Origin of the sequence: Legionella sheltonii (assembly GCF_026191355.1) — a bacterium.
Classification (GTDB): domain Bacteria; phylum Pseudomonadota; class Gammaproteobacteria; order Legionellales; family Legionellaceae; genus Legionella; species Legionella sheltonii.
In genome coordinates, this window is record NZ_JAPHOQ010000009.1 from 75717 (window position 1) to 91164 (window position 15448).

Here is a 15448-nt window from a genome sequence, read left to right on the forward strand (position 1 = left end):
AAATACAAGCAGTGGAAGCCGCTGCTTTGCCCAAAACAAGCAGGAGGAAGATAAAATGAGCCATGAATCCAATTACAAACATTATACCCGGGGAGGCCAGATCTCATTCCATAATCTGCGGATGTGGTTTCAGATTAACAAAGCGCTCTTTCATGTTTACTTATTCATTTGGGCAGGGTTAAGCATTGTATTGACCTGTATCTTTGCGCCACATGGAATGATAAGACAGACGGTGTCCTATCATGCGGCTCATTTTTATCACCTGGCAGGGGTGCCACATGTATTTTCTATCCCTGTTAAAGGGGGGTATGCATCACAAACTGTCGAGCAAATTCTCCACAATCACTATTTTTCTGCAACCTCAGATCGTTTATTGACCCTGCTGTTACAGTCAACTCTATGGAGTTTTCCCTTATCGTTGATTGTGGCACTTTTGGTGAGCCGATATTTCATTTATCGAGGAAAGGTTCAAACGCAAAATCAATTTATACGAGGGGCGAGTTTAGTCCCATCAGAACCACTTAAAAAACAGATAATAAAACAAAGAAAAGCATCTGATTTACATCTTGATGGATTCCCTCTTTTGCAAGGCTCAGAGGTACAGCATTTATTAGTACATGGTACGGTCGGTATGGGAAAAAGTCAGTTCATCATGAAATTGATGGATTGTTTACGTGCGCGTGGCGACCGAGTCATTGTTTATGACAAGGGGTGCACGTTTACTCAGGCGTATTTTCAGGAAGGTCATGATGCCTTGCTCAATCCTTTTGATGCACGCTGCGCTAATTGGGATTTATGGCTGGAAGCCCCGAAAGATGAATTACTGGAAAATATGGCAGAAAGTCTTATCCCTATGCATGGAGAAAACGATCCGTTTTGGGTTAATGCAGCACGTACCGTGTTTGCCTGTCTTGCAAGTCAAATGCGTGAGGATAAAGAACGTTCCTTATCCAAGCTGTTAGGGTTACTTGTAACTGGCGAGTTTAGCGAGTTGGAACCTTATCTCAACGGTACAGCCGCAGCGACTTTGGTCAGTAATAAAATAGAAAAAACAGCCATCTCCATTCGCTCTGTCATTACAACCTACCTTAAATCAATGCAGTCGTTAAGTGGGCTTGATGAGTCTGGGAAGCCTTCCTTTTCCATTCGTGATTATCTGTTAAATAAAGATTTGGAGGGCTGGCTTTTTATATCAAGCAATGGGGAGCAACATAAATCTTTAAAGCCGTTGATTTCGATGTGGATTGCCATGGCATCACTGACACTCTTAAGTTTGCCAGAAGACGCGAACAGGCGAATTTGGTTTATTTGTGATGAATTACCAAGCCTGCACAAATTACCCTTATTGGGTGAAACCATTGCTGAAGTCAGGAAATTTGGCGGCTGTTTTCTTCTGGGAATGCAGAGCTTTAGTCAATTGGAGAAGGTATATGGGCGTAGTGGGGCAGCTGAAATTTTTGATTTGCTTAATACCCGAGCCTTTTTTGCAAGTCCAAGCCATGAAATGGCGCAACTTGTCAGTAAAGAGCTTGGGGATGAAGAAATTGATGACACCCGAGAAAATTACTCTTATGGAGCCAACTCCATTCGTGACGGTATTTCATTAGGAAAAAACCGTATAACACGCCCTTTAGTAACCTATCCTGAAATTATGGGACTTGATCCGCTTACCTGTTATCTGCGATTGCCAGGTCAATACCCTATTACAAAGCTGGAACTTCATTATCAAAAAAGAAGTATAAAAGCCGCAGGTTTTTTACCTCGTGCCATACCGTCCCTTCCTCCGTGTGATGCAAATCTCAAAAAGGGTTCTGCCGTTAATGAGCCCACCAGCGGTCGTTTTGAGGTGCAAGCGCCAACCAACATCAAACGTATCGAATGCGAGTCCGATAAGGAATTCATTTTTTGATAGGGGAATAAATCATGTTAAGTCTGCGAGTCAAACCAATTAAAAAGCCTGGTTATTATTTTGATCAGGAAAATTATTATTTTACGAACCAATTGGTTACCCAATGGGTTGGATTAAGTGCTGCGCGTCAAAATCTTTCTGGAGAAGTTAACGTAAAAACCCTTGAATCTATTGTCAGTGGCGAATTACCAAGCGGTGATGTGATTAAAGGCTTGAAATCAGCCACTGGTGAAATGAACAGGCGAGGCGGTTATGATTTAACTTTTTCTGCCCCAAAATCCGTGTCCTATCTTGGGCTGGTTTGTGAACACAAAGAATTTATTGATTTGCACCTCAATGCGGTAAAGACAGTCTTAAAACTGATTGAAAAAGAGGCGGCACAAGCGCGCAAATCAGGAAAAGAAGGCATGGAATATGAAAAAACGGGGAATCTTTGTTTTGCTGCCATTCTCCATGATACCTCCAGAGAGCTTGATCCTCAGCTTCATGTGCATGCATTGTTGATGAATTTCACCGAGCGGCTGGATGGCAAATGGCGTGCTTTGGCTTCTGATATCAGTCGCAATAATGGCACCATGGAGTGGATTATGGATAATCAAATCTTTTTGGGTCTTGTGTACCGCTCTGAAATGGCTCTTGGTTTAAAAGAAATGGGGCTCGAAATAGAGCATACGGGTGATGCTCATGGTCTATTTGAAATCAGGCATTTTGATAAGGCATTGTTGGAACAAATCTCTAAGCGCCGTGCCCAGGTTGAAGAACATATTAAAGGGATGCACTCTAATTCATTAAAAGCGTATGACAGGGCGACTCTGGATTCAAGGAAATCAAAGGAAATGGTTTCTCCAGAGGAATTACGCACACGATGGAGCGCTGAAAGTGAAGCGTTGGGCGTTAATCCAGCCACCTATCTTGCCACCTTAAAAGAAAAAACTAAAGAATCGCATACACCAAAAGAAACCATGTCCAATAATCAAGAACTCGATAGAAGTGTTCTTGACGCGATTGCGCATTTAGAAGAAAAAAAACTAACCTTTACCTATCAGGAAGTATTACAGACGAGCCTTTATTTTTCCTTAGGTGATCAGGGCTTTGAAGCACTGATGGCACGGATTGATAAAGAAATTGATGCACAAAATCTGATTGCTCTTAATACAGAAAACTCCTCTTTTACAACGAGTACGCTCATTAAAAAGGAACAAGAACTCATTAGAAAAATCGTGAACTTCACACCCCAAAAAAAAGGCATAGAACGCAATACGGATAAGGTTTGCAAACTCACTGATAATGAGTCCATTCAAAAAGCAGTAACTCAAGCCTTATTTAATAAAGAAGGGGTTGTGCGCATCAAACAACAAAGTGCTACCTCGCGTGAGCTCTTAAGTACTTTAATTGATTATTCTCAAGATTCAAAAAAAATTCGTATTCTTTGTCCTTCTGCTTATTCTGCGCGGACGATGAATAAGGACATGACCCAATTAGCGCCTACCCTGTGGCAATGGATTTTATCTATTGGAAAACAGGATTTGTGTGAAACAGTTGCGGGCTTTAATTATCGCCATCGTTCAGAGCATAAATTACCTTTTTTTAACAGTAAAAAGGAGCGCGAGGTGCTGATTGTGGATGAATCACAGCGTCTTACTCCTGACGAGATGAATACTTTATTATCTATTGCCGACAAGCGTAGTGCCAAAGTCATTTTGCTGGAAAAATCACAATCCCTTTCTGGTTTTAAATCCGATATTCCCGACTTGCTGAATAAAGCCGGCATAAAAACATTTGAGGTTGATGACAGGAAAGCGCCTGCCACCAACATCAATCTCATAGAAGAAAAAACGATTGAAGGGCGTATTCTAAAAACAGCACAAATGTACAGTAACTTACCGTTGAACCAGAGGCAGAATACAAAACTATTAACTGTCTCAAAGCTCGAAGCGAAAGAGGTCAATAAAGCAATCCGTAAGCAGTTAAAAGAGCACGGGGAGATTTCAGTAGATGAAAAGAGCATAAATACGTTAACCCCTATGTCCTTGACCTTAAGTGAAAAAAAATTGGCCAAAAGTTATCAGCCCGATTGGGTATTAATCCAGAACACCCGTACAGAATCAAAAAAATTCACGGTAATCGGTGTCAATGAAAAAGACAATCAATTGATTGTTCGGAATCATAACGGGGTAAGATCACAACTTGCTGCTAAAAATATTACAGATTCCACGCAGGTTTATGAACAAACACCATTATCAGTAGGGATAGGAGATCGATTAATTGCTACGGGCAGTTTATCCTTTGAAGGATTAAAAATCGGCAACCAATATGAGGTCACTGCATTTACCCGCCATGGAATAAAAATAAAAGATGGAAAAAAAACTATTCATCTTATCACGAGTAACGAAAAGCATTTCCCATTGAGCCATGCCTATGCCAAAACCATTTATTCTGATGATTTTAAACCCGTGATACAAACCATTATGACACTACCGGCCTATGCGCTCAAACAAAATACCATGTCGGTATTATGCGAATCGAGCAAAGAAGAATTAATGATTATTACGGATGATATGGAGAAGGCTAATCGGTTTGCAATGAAGACTGCAACAAAATCCTCGGCGATATCGCTGACTTTGGATGCTGCCAAAACCAATCATGGTGCACAGATTATTGACCATAGAACCACGACTGATCTACTCACGTCACTGGAACAGGCCTTAACTATTTTAACCTCGGAAAAACCTCAAAAAAGTGATGCAGAAAAAGCGCTGAACTTTGCAATAGCCCATCTTTCAGAACGAGAAGCAGCCTTTACTCCGTCAGATTTGCTTAAGGTTGCGCTCACTCAGGCTATAGGAAAAGCAGGACTTAACGAATTAAATAACGTCCTGGATAAGGTCATGACTAATGGGGATTTAATATCAGGGGGGAACGAGATTTTGACCACCAAAGAAGCGGTGGCATTTGAAGAGTCGATTATCAAGAATGTTAAAGCAGGTATTAACACCATAAAGCCGCTAATGAGTGGTGATGAAGCACGAAAACAATTAGAGCCCACACACCTTACCAAAGGCCAAAAAGAAGCCTGTGAGTTAATCACGACTACAACTGATCAGTTTATTATGATTCAGGGTTATGCAGGAACAGGGAAAACAACCATGACTCGAAGTGCGATTGACACCATCAGGTATGTCCAATCTATGACTCATGAAGAGGTTGAACTGATTGCGGTCGCGCCCACGCATCAGGCTGTAAAAGAAATGAGGGCGCTGGGAATTGAAGCGCAAACCTTAAAGAGTTTTCTTATTGAACAAGAACAGCAAGCGACATTAAGCAAAGAAACACTGGTGCTGCTTGATGAATCTTCTATGGTCTCTAATCGAGATTGCGCAAGCCTCATCCAAAAAATCCATGATTCGGGCGCTCGTTGCGCAATGCTTGGCGATATTAGCCAGCATCAAAGCATTGAAAGCGGTAAGCCAAGCAAGATATTGATTCAGGAAGGAAGCATCAAGGTGGCCTGTATGGATGATTTGGTACGACAACAAGTCATCGAATACAAAAAGGCAATCGAAACATTAATCACGGGGGATATTGATAAGGCGTTAACTCAGTTAGCGAATCAACCCTTAGACTCAATCACCCGAACTAAAACCGATAGTCCTTACCACAACATAACCTCTTCAATTATTGAAACAGGCCACTCGACCCAAGCGTACCTGCAACAAGAACACACTCAACAAGAATCGAGAGAACCCTTCCAGGAAGAATTAAAAGAAAAAAGCCCGATAGAAATGGCTGTAGGAGATTATTTATCACGGACACCAGCATGCCGTGATAGCACCATTGTTATCATTCATGAAAATAAAAAAAGGGAAGTTGCCAATGGTCTGATTAGAAATGCACTGATGAAAGAGTCTACCATAGGCCTTGAAAACAAAGAGTTCCCGCGGCTACTAAGCACGAATTACACCACTGCAGAGCTTTATTATTGTGAAACGTATCGGGATTGCTTAAAAAAGAAAGAAGAGTATTTTTTAAAGAAAGGAGAGCACTATTTCAAAGTAGTTTCGGTAGATGAGGCAGCGAAAGTAGTGGTATTAAATGATACGAAAGGAAATAAATACCTCTTTGTTCCTGAAAAAGAAAATAAAGACTGGAAGATTGAATTGTTTCAATCCATGCCAGGAAGAGTCTCGGTGGGTGAAAAAATTCATTTTAAAAAATCTGATAAGACTTTGGGACGTTTCGCTAATGAAAGGGTGCAGGTGACGGAGGTAAACGATGAGTCATTTACCGTAAAAGACAGTAGTGGCGTGGCGCACGTTCTGGAAAAAAAACAGATGAAGGATTCCCATTGGGATTATAGTTATACTGCTACCAGTTATTCAATTCAAGGGGCTTCATCCCCATTTGTTATTGGAGTTGCTGAAACTAAAAATGCTCAAGTAAACCATCTGCGTTCATTTTATATCATGGTAACGCGAGGTTCCTTGCATGCCATGATTTATACGGACGATCATAAAAAACTACGAAAACAACTTCGTGTTACTCCTGAAAAAACTTCTGCATTGGAATCGCTTGGCCTCCTGCATACCCCAATAAAGTCCAAAACTCCTAATGAGCAACCAAAATCACTCAAGCCAATGCATGGTATGCCCAAAATAAAGAACCAGGAACCTCGCTATGATGCGAATATGCTGTCACAAAATTTATCCGACCAGGCTGAGCTCGTGATTGAATCACTACTTGGAGAGCCCAATAGAGCGCTTTCGTCAAAAACAGAATATCGATATGGTACTAACGGCAGCTTAAGCATCTGTTTAAGTGGAGAAAAAAGAGGAGTTTGGCATAACTTTGAAACAAAGGAAAAAGGAAACATGCTTCATTTGATTCAAAAAACATTAAATCTAAACTTTAAAGAAAGTCTTGAATATGCTGCAAAATTAACAGGTGATGACTTAAAGGAACAAATTAAATTAGTAGGCAAAAAGCCTAATAAGATTCAAGCAATCGATTCTGATAAGAAAAGAAAAACATCAGATTATGGAATGCAATTAGCGCGAGAATCGAAACCCATATCAGGTACAATAGCAGAGCGGTATTTAAAAGAAATCAGAAAGATTCATAATGTTTCTGGAGAAAATATTCGCTTTCATCCCCATGTTTATACTAAAGATACCGAAGAAGTTCGCTACAGGCCAGCACTATTGAATATTGCTCGGGACAAAGACAATAAAGTAGCCTGCGTTGAAGTGGTATATCTGGATAATGAAACCGCAAATAAAGCGATAATGAAGATGAAACCTAAGAAAACTTATGGCTCAAAAGCTGGCGCTGGAGTCATATTAAATGAGGGTACAGGGCATGAAAGTGTCACCTATATTGCAGAAGGTGTAGAAACAGGACTAAGCATCAGAGATGCAGTTCAAAATGAACGCGTTATAGCTACACTGGGCAAGGAAAATTTTGTAAATATCGATATGGCATTGCTCACTGATAAAATAGTCATTTGCATGGATAATGATGATAAACCTATTAAAGAGGATAGGGTAATTATTCAAACCATTGAACGATTAAAACAGCATGGAAAGACTGTAGAAATTGCTATTCCTCTGCATCAAAAAGACTTTAACGATGTCAATAAAAGCGGCGGGATACAAGGAGTAGTTGATACATTAAATAAAGCAGTTAGTGTTGATAAATTGATTGGAAGCCTCAATAAAACAGATTTAAATCAAGATCAAATTAAGAAGTGCTTTGAAGACATTTCACGACAGATGAAACTTGAAGTTCCTGAAATTAAAAACAATTCAATTGATAAATTAAAAACCCTTCAGCGAGAAGAAATGGAAATATATTAAAATATCTTTAATTGATTGAGCACAGGAATTTTTATATGAAGAAAATGTGTGGAATAATCTCTCTAATACAGATAAATGGATCAGAGAGTGTTCATCCAACTGTGTCACCTCAGTCATTATCTAAGTCCCAGGGTTAGTCTGTCTTCGAAATAGATTTGTAACTGGGACACGATAAGCGCCCAATTGTGCATGGGCTGATTCCATTTTTCCAGTACTTTCTGGCAAGCACAATAAATAAGCTTAATAAGGGCGTTTTCACTGGTGAAAGCGCCTTTATTTTTAGTGTACTTGCGAATTTGCCGATGAAAGCCTTCAACAATATTGGTAGTGTAAATGATGCGTCTTAGCTCTTCTGGGTATTTGAAGTATTGTGATAGAGCTTCCCAGTTGTTATTCCAGGATTTCATCACCGCCGGGTATTTTTTGCCCCATTTCTCTTCCAACTCAAGTAGATGATGCAAAGCCATATCTTTGCTTGAAGCCTTATAAACCAGCTTTAAATCGGCCATAAAGGCTTTCTGGTCCTTACTAACCACATACTTTAATGAGTTGCGAATTTGATGAACGACACAAAGCTGGATCTCGGTGTTAGGAAAAACTTCAGCAATGGCATCAGGAAATCCCTTAAGTCCATCGATGCTTGCTATAAGGATATCCTCTACACCACGAGCTTTAAGGTCATTTAATACACTAAGCCAAAAACGAGCTCCCTCTGCCTCAGATAAATAGAGCCCTAGAATATCTTTTTTACCTTCTGAATTTACAGCAAGGACGGTGTAAAATGCTCTACTTATGACCTTACCTTCAACACGTACTTTAAAGTGCATGGCATCAAGAAAAACGATTGGGTATACAGATTCTAGGGAGCGATTACGCCACTCGGTAATCAGGGGTAATAGTTTGTCAGTAATCAGGCTGATTTTAGCACTCGAGACTTCTAGTCCATACATCTCAGATAAATGCTCGCTTATCGCCTCGTAACTCATGCCTATCGCATAGAGGGCTAGGACTTTATTATCCAGTGACTCGTTGAGTACCGTTTGACGTTTTTTTACAAGCTCGGGTTCAAAGCTGCCATCCCTATCTCGAGGTGTTTCTAAATCAAAAACTCCAGTTGTTGATTTAATTGTTTTAGTCGTTTTGCCGTTGCGACGGTTTGAAATACCTGTCTCATGACAATCAGTCATATGAGAATCCATTTCACCTTCTAATGCCGCCTCTAATAGCTCTTTTATTAAGGGGGTCAGTATGCCGTCTTTTCCAGTGAGAGATTGGCCAGACTTTAACTGGGTCAAAGCCTCTAATTTGAACTCATTGAAATCAAAATTCGATAAATCTATTTTCTTTTTATTCATATCTACCTCTTTTAAGTGTTAAATTATAAACAAATTAAAAGAGATGACACAGTTATTTAAACACTACCATGGATCATCATTCTACCTTATTTATGTCTATGTATTAGTAGCTTGTTCCACCAAAATGAACAACCTATTACAGGTTGCTTATGAGCCATCTGGAATGCAAATGTTTTTTTATTTTATATCGCTCCCGTTTTTTATAATTTTAGCAATATTAAGTCGTATTCATTGTTTTTATTATGATGTAAAAAATGGATTAGCGTTTTCGTTGTTTTTGATTTGGTTATTGTATTTTTTATTTATCGAATATATTGACCAAATAGTTCATTTTCCCAATGGAAATGAACTATTTTATTATGGTAGTTTAGCTATTTCATTAGGGGCATTTACTTTAATTGGATTAACTACCTATTTCCAATTAAAACAATTAATGTCCGATTCTAGGTAAAATTTTTAGAGTAAAAATTATCTTTATTACTTTCAATTTAACGGCAAGTACTATTTTTTATAACTTAATTATTGATAAATCCTTCAATGAAATTATCTACCTTTTTCTTCAGTTCTGCGATATGTTCTTCGGCATTATTCGAATCACTTTGAAGTTTATTTTTATCATAAACACAACGAAAAATATCAGCACTGATTCCCAGCAACCTTAAAAGATGGGTCGTGTGTTGACGATTTAACTCTTCTTCTTTTTCTAAGCGTCTTTTTTCATCCTCGCTTATCACTGGATTATCTTTATTATGGAGATAAACCTTTATCCCTAATTCAATCATTTCTTTCATTGTTTGAGACGATGAATCATGCCCTTCATCTTTTTTAATGGATTCGAGCTGATCAATAATTTTTTGATTTAAATAACAATAGGCCTTGGGCATAAAATCCTCTTTTAAATTTAGAAAGCAGGCTCAGTGCACTGATTTTGGCTAATTGAGAATAATTATATCATTTAATTATAGGGGTCGAATAGGTGTGTATCTTTGTTTTATAGAGGTTTTTTATTCATTTGCTAGGTGTGGATTAGGTGTTGATATTTTATAAGTTATTGATTAATATTAAAGAGTGGATGCACACCCATATAAAACAGAGGTGTTGGCAGATTTAAAAATGCTCATCTTCACGTAAGTTATTGAATAATAATAAAATGTTTTAAGCAATAAACATTGCGAGGGGTGTGTTCTTTTTTATTTAATCATTCTTTTTATATGTGTATTTGACTGGGTATTTTAGTATTATTTATTTAAATTAACATTTTGAAAAGCGCATAATAATTGCGTGCTTGTGATTCTCTTATTTACCCAATAAGGATATTTATATCATGAATATATTAAAAAGATTTCTGAAAAAAATTGCTAAAATCATTCATTTTCGACCCTATAGTGAATGGACTGAAGAAGAGAAGGCAGTGTATGCTAAACGGCATTCTTTTCATTCTTACACTAAATCAAATGATACAAAAATTAATCCTGCAAGCGGCCTGCCAATGATTGGTTGTCTGGATGTAAATGGCAATACATTTGGATCTAGCAGTTCATTTGATGATTATTATAGAAATCATGACAACAATTATCGTAGTTATTCATCTACAAATTATTGCAATAGTTATGATCCGTTTGCCAATTGCATATTCCACTCCATCCCGATCACAGATTCCAGTGATGCCGATCACGAATTCCATTTGATGCCGATCAAAGATTCCATTCTAAGCCGATCAAGAATGAGCAATACGTAAGCATATTGAGCGACGCACGATAACCGTTTTATCCTTTTGTTTGGTCAAACAGAAGGAAAGTAGAAATGCCAACGGAGAAGCTATCGATGCGTAAAATAAGAGAAGTTTTAAAGCTGCGATATGAAGGTGGCTTGAACAATAGAGAAATTGCAGCAAGTGTTGATATTAGTGCTAGCACAGTGAGTAGCTATTTATCACGTGCCAAAATGTTTGACGTGTCGTGGCCATTGCCTGTGTCGATGAGTGACGCTGAACTTTATGCTCGCTTATTTCCCCAAGAGTCTAATCCCAAAAAACTTAATAGACCTACCCCTGATTTATCATGGGTTCATCGAGAGCTAAAACGCAAGGGCGTGACCTTATTATTGCTATGGTATGAGTATCGCAGCCAATATCCTGATGGATACGGATACAGTCGTTTTTGTGAGATGTATCGAGATTTCTCGTGTAAACTGAATCCAAGCATGCGTATTACCCATCATGCCGGTGAAAAGTTATTCGTAGATTATTCTGGACTCACTGTTCCATGGGTTGATAAAGACACAGGCGCACTACACAAAGCAGAAATCTTTGTAGCAGTGCTTGGTGCTTCGAACTATACGTTTATTGAAGCAGCAGAAAGCCAGAGCTTACGTCATTGGATAGCTGCGCATATTCGGGCATTCGAATTTTTTGGTGGCGTTACCACCAGCATCGTTCCTGACAATCTCAAGTCAGGAGTTACACAACCCCATCTCTACGACCCCGATACCAACATGACTTATCAAGAAATGGCCAACTATTATAATGTCGCTGTTATTCCTGCTCGAGTACGATCCCCGAAAGATAAAGCCAAAGTTGAAGTGGGTGTACAGGGTATTCAACGATGGATTTTAGCTCGATTGCGAGATTGTACTTTCTTTAATATTTCTGAGATTAATTCAGCAATAGCCCCCTTATTGCAAGCTTATAATGAGCGTCCATTTCAACAGTTATCTGGCTCTCGTTATTCCCAGTTTTTAGAAATTGATAGGCCTGCATTAAAATCATTACCCATTCATCGTTATCAATTTGCTTATTGGAAACGTGCTAAAGCTGGAATTGATTATCATGTGACCATTGAGAAACATCATTACAGTATTCCATGGCGTTATCTTGGGGAATTCATTGATGTTCGAATTGGAGACCGAACGATTGAATGTTTTTTAAATAATAAACGTATCGCGCTGCATCAACGTTCATTTAAGCCAGGTCATACCACACAGAATGAACATATGCCAAAAGCCCATCAGGATTATGTTTCATGGACACCTGAACGATTACATCGATGGGCACAAAGTATTGGGCCACATACAGCTCAATTAATTGATGAAGTCATTAGTTTGCACAAAATACCACAGCAAGGTTATCGCGCATGTCTTGGTATTCTTCGCATGAGTAAAAAATATGGAAAAGAGCGTTTAGAAAATGCAGCGATTAGAGGGCTTCATATTGGTGCAGTTCGATATAAAAATATTGAGTCCATTTTAAAGAATGGGTTGGATAAGCAGCCGCTATCAAAGCCTGCCAGCACGAGTGCGGCTGCTGATATAACTAATCACCATGAGAATGTTCGTGGTGCAAATTACTATCATTAACAGACTCAGGGAGATATTGTTATGTTAACACAGCCATTGTTCGAACAGTTAAGAGAATTACGCTGCCACGGCATGATTGAGGCATTACAAGAGCAGATGCAGCAATCTGATATTCATCAATTATCTTTTGATGAACGATTTAGTTTACTAGTAGAGCGAGAGTGTATTGTACGTGGAAATCGCAAGTTAAGCACTCGATTGCGGCAAGCCAGACTCAAAGCCAATGCGTGTTTAGAGGATATTGATTACTCGGTTTCAAGGGGAATCTCAAGGGCGGTAATAAAGCAACTTGCTGATTGTTATTGGGTTGGGCGAAAACAAAATCTACTGATCACCGGTCCCACGGGTACCGGTAAAACGTGGCTTGCATGTGCTTTAGCTAATCAAGCGTGTCGTAATAATTTTACGGCACGTTATTTACGTTTACCAAGACTATTTCAGGCACTTGAATTAGCCCGAGGTGATGGGAGTTTCCCTAAATTACTTGCTTCATTAGAAAAAATCCAACTCCTTATATTGGATGATTGGGGTTTGGCTCCGATGAATGATGAGCAACGCCGTGATTTACTTGAAATTATGGATGACAGGCACAATCAGTCCTCAACCATTGTGACTAGCCAACTACCTGTTAAGCTCTGGCATGAGGTTATTGGTGATTTGACATTGGGGGATGCTATCTTGGATAGACTTGTTCATAACTCTCATCGAATTGATATGAAAGGTGAGTCAATGCGAAAAAAAATAACTACAAAATTAGATAATCTGGAGGATAAGTCATAAACTTTAAAAAAGCGTCGCTTTGCTCCGGTTTGATCGCCATCGAATGGAATCAGTGATCGGTATCAAATGGAATCTATGATCGCGATGGAATGGAATCTTTGATCGGCATCAGTGGAATCTGCACCAATCGCTATTAATTGTTTCGATTTTTATTTTTATGTCCTATTTTTACTGATATAGTAAACTAATTTTTTTATAAAATTATGTTAATTTTGGAGAATACCATGGCTTTAATTAGTGCAAAAAAAGCACCTGAAAAAGAAAAAATTAAAATCGAAATAAGCAAAGAGATCTATTCTGAAATTAAAGAATATTGCTCATGGGTTGGCATTGATGATATTAGCTATTTTTTTGAAGAGTCATCCATCATGATCTTTTCTAAAGATAAAGAATGGAAGCAACATCGAAAAGAGAAGAAACAGGCTATTGAATCCGTTTAGTATTGTTCGGCATTAGGATTTAATTTAGTAAATATACAATTTAAAAAAACAGGATATCCGAGTGAAAAACCGTATTAGGACTACATGTAAATACATCATACCACTAACTATTATTGGTCTATTTGGTTATCACTCTTATTCAGTTCAATCAAAACTAGATCAAAAAGAAAAGCAAACCTATATATCTCTAAAAGAGTTGTCCGAGATTGCCGCGAAAATTCATGGTGTTGAACCTCCTTTTCTGGATAAGGTCATGATAACCATTGTGGATTGGTTTATCCCTATCCCGTTTATTAATAAAAATGAGTTTCTAAAACTGCTGGCCGAACATAAAAATGAACTCACATCAGAATCAAAAAGAATTTATGTGTCAGAAAGCAAGATGGGGGAAGTTGTGGTTACAAAGAATTTTAATTTCACCTCATCTGATATTAAGGAATCAAAATCGATACCCATGGGTACAATTTTCAGCGCATTCGTCATCTGAAAGATCCCCACGAAATTACCAAACACGGTTAAGCTCCTGTTCTATAATCTCTTGTAAGGTTCTAGGGTCAGGGGCTAAGGAACAGAGCTGATTATGCTCAATCATAAGCTTACCCAGGGTAAAATAAGAGAATATTTTCTTATCTTTGACCGTATTGGCTTGGAAGTATTGTTGTTTATTTTGACTATGTGCAATTACTCCAATAACCCAATAAGTAATTTGCACAATAGCAGCAAGAAGCATTTTTACTCCCCATCTATCTACTGAATGAGTACGCACATAACGTCCTGCTAGTCCGAATTGATGACTTTTAACATCTCTAAACGATTCTTCTATTTGCATTCTTTTAAAATAGAGATTGATAATATCAGTAGGCCCTACATCCAATGGTAAATTAGTAGCCAAAATCCATGGCTCTTTATTAGCTTGACTATAACTTCCATTAGACAGTGTCGAGGTGGTTTTTCCTCGTGATGTCTTTACCTTTCTTCCCTTAGGCTTACGATAGGTTGTAACCACCCTACAAGGTCTTGTATGCTCTTTGGTTAATAGAGCATGCTCATAATGTGTCGTTTTAGATTTAATATCAGGGATTAGTTCTTTAATGAGTTTCCATCCCAGTTCTTCGGATAATTGTACCGATTTAACTCCTCTTACACGACTTAGCCAATACCAGCCCAGCGCTTCTATTTCTTTAAACCATTCTTCATAAAAACCGGCATCCATGATTACGATTACTCGACGATTTTTGGGCAAACAAAGACTCAACTCTTTTAAAAAGTCCTTAGCTCGTCCTTTTGTTTCGGTATCTCTATACACTTCTCGATAAAGAGGAAGACTTCTACCTTTTAACGCTATTTCTGCACTGAGCATTTGAATTTCTCGGTCGTCTTTTAAGCAGCAAATATCTACAATCAAAGGTAAGGTTGTATCTTGCGAGATGTAAGTAAAAACAAAGCTTGATAACCCTTGATAAATGGAAAAAAGTTCATTATGCAGTGCCTTATTGCCTTCCAGCCTATCAACTTTCTTTATCTTATTTTTTAATTTTGCATCTCCAGGCAAGTTCCTCCCTAATTCACTTAATGAAAGGTTTTGGCTATGTCTTAAGCCTGATGCTACATCCATTACTGCATTCAATCGTGATATATGAATTTCAGGACATGATTCTGTAAGCGAATTATAAAGATAGGTTTCTACAGCTAACATTTTAATTTCCATGAGTCTTAATGACGCTCATTTGATCATGAGACGCTCTTTATTTCAACTCA

11 protein-coding genes are annotated in these 15448 nt (G+C 38.4%); 8 read left to right on the top strand and 3 right to left on the bottom strand.

The features are described from left to right. Positions 1–55: 55 nt before the first annotated feature. Positions 56–1909 carry a type IV conjugative transfer system coupling protein TraD gene (gene traD / locus OQJ26_RS11285; protein WP_265703902.1) on the top strand — a complete coding sequence of 618 codons (1854 nt, stop codon included), beginning with the start codon at positions 56–58 and terminating at the stop codon, positions 1907–1909. Between the two features lie 14 nt (positions 1910–1923). Further along, entirely contained in the window at positions 1924–7761 is a 5838-nt protein-coding gene (traI, locus tag OQJ26_RS11290) for a conjugative transfer relaxase/helicase TraI (protein ID WP_265703903.1), read from the top strand. A 116-nt stretch (positions 7762–7877) separates the two neighbouring features. Here traI and OQJ26_RS11295 read toward each other — a convergent pair whose 3' ends face one another. Beyond that, positions 7878–9116: an IS256 family transposase gene (locus OQJ26_RS11295; RefSeq protein ID WP_265701939.1), complete on the bottom strand. Its 1239-nt coding sequence runs from the start codon at positions 9114–9116 to the stop codon at positions 7878–7880. A gap of 43 nt (positions 9117–9159) precedes the next feature. Here OQJ26_RS11295 and OQJ26_RS11300 point away from each other — a divergent pair, with 43 nt between their 5' ends. Continuing rightward, complete coding sequence (locus OQJ26_RS11300; RefSeq protein WP_265703904.1) at positions 9160–9567, top strand: hypothetical protein; 408 nt, start codon at positions 9160–9162, stop codon at positions 9565–9567. A 64-nt stretch (positions 9568–9631) separates the two neighbouring features. Here OQJ26_RS11300 and OQJ26_RS11305 read toward each other — a convergent pair whose 3' ends face one another. After that, positions 9632–10000, bottom strand: a complete 369-nt coding sequence (locus tag OQJ26_RS11305) for a hypothetical protein (protein ID WP_042238349.1) — start codon at positions 9998–10000, stop codon at positions 9632–9634. 440 nt (positions 10001–10440) lie between these two features. Here OQJ26_RS11305 and OQJ26_RS11310 point away from each other — a divergent pair, with 440 nt between their 5' ends. From OQJ26_RS11310 to OQJ26_RS11330, 5 genes are all read left to right on the top strand, one after another. Continuing rightward, positions 10441–10854: a hypothetical protein gene (locus OQJ26_RS11310; RefSeq protein ID WP_265703905.1), complete on the top strand. Its 414-nt coding sequence runs from the start codon at positions 10441–10443 to the stop codon at positions 10852–10854. A gap of 65 nt (positions 10855–10919) precedes the next feature. Next, positions 10920–12470 carry an IS21 family transposase gene (istA, locus tag OQJ26_RS11315; RefSeq protein WP_265703157.1) on the top strand — a complete coding sequence of 517 codons (1551 nt, stop codon included), beginning with the start codon at positions 10920–10922 and terminating at the stop codon, positions 12468–12470. A gap of 21 nt (positions 12471–12491) precedes the next feature. Further along, positions 12492–13250 carry an IS21-like element helper ATPase IstB gene (gene istB / locus OQJ26_RS11320; protein ID WP_265703158.1) on the top strand — a complete coding sequence of 253 codons (759 nt, stop codon included), beginning with the start codon at positions 12492–12494 and terminating at the stop codon, positions 13248–13250. Between the two features lie 224 nt (positions 13251–13474). After that, positions 13475–13690: a hypothetical protein gene (locus tag OQJ26_RS11325; protein ID WP_061468673.1), complete on the top strand. Its 216-nt coding sequence runs from the start codon at positions 13475–13477 to the stop codon at positions 13688–13690. Positions 13691–13751: 61 nt separating this feature from the next. Continuing rightward, positions 13752–14177 (top strand): hypothetical protein, encoded by a 426-nt coding sequence (locus tag OQJ26_RS11330; protein ID WP_265703906.1) that lies wholly within the window; start codon positions 13752–13754, stop codon positions 14175–14177. A gap of 15 nt (positions 14178–14192) precedes the next feature. Here the strand turns inward: OQJ26_RS11330 and OQJ26_RS11335 are convergent, their stop codons facing one another. Next, positions 14193–15398 carry an IS4 family transposase gene (locus OQJ26_RS11335; RefSeq protein WP_265702028.1) on the bottom strand — a complete coding sequence of 402 codons (1206 nt, stop codon included), beginning with the start codon at positions 15396–15398 and terminating at the stop codon, positions 14193–14195. Positions 15399–15448: the final 50 nt, after the last annotated feature.

Coding starts and splice junctions, on each gene's coding strand:
- OQJ26_RS11305 (WP_042238349.1), bottom strand. CDS start 10,000: ATGCCCAAGGCCTATTGTTATTTAAATCAAAAAATTATTGATCAGCTC.
- OQJ26_RS11325 (WP_061468673.1), top strand. CDS start 13,475: ATGGCTTTAATTAGTGCAAAAAAAGCACCTGAAAAAGAAAAAATTAAA.
- istA (WP_265703157.1), top strand. CDS start 10,920: ATGCCAACGGAGAAGCTATCGATGCGTAAAATAAGAGAAGTTTTAAAG.
- OQJ26_RS11300 (WP_265703904.1), top strand. CDS start 9,160: ATGACACAGTTATTTAAACACTACCATGGATCATCATTCTACCTTATT.
- istB (WP_265703158.1), top strand. CDS start 12,492: ATGTTAACACAGCCATTGTTCGAACAGTTAAGAGAATTACGCTGCCAC.
- OQJ26_RS11295 (WP_265701939.1), bottom strand. CDS start 9,116: ATGAATAAAAAGAAAATAGATTTATCGAATTTTGATTTCAATGAGTTC.
- OQJ26_RS11310 (WP_265703905.1), top strand. CDS start 10,441: ATGAATATATTAAAAAGATTTCTGAAAAAAATTGCTAAAATCATTCAT.
- traI (WP_265703903.1), top strand. CDS start 1,924: ATGTTAAGTCTGCGAGTCAAACCAATTAAAAAGCCTGGTTATTATTTT.
- traD (WP_265703902.1), top strand. CDS start 56: ATGAGCCATGAATCCAATTACAAACATTATACCCGGGGAGGCCAGATC.
- OQJ26_RS11335 (WP_265702028.1), bottom strand. CDS start 15,398: ATGGAAATTAAAATGTTAGCTGTAGAAACCTATCTTTATAATTCGCTT.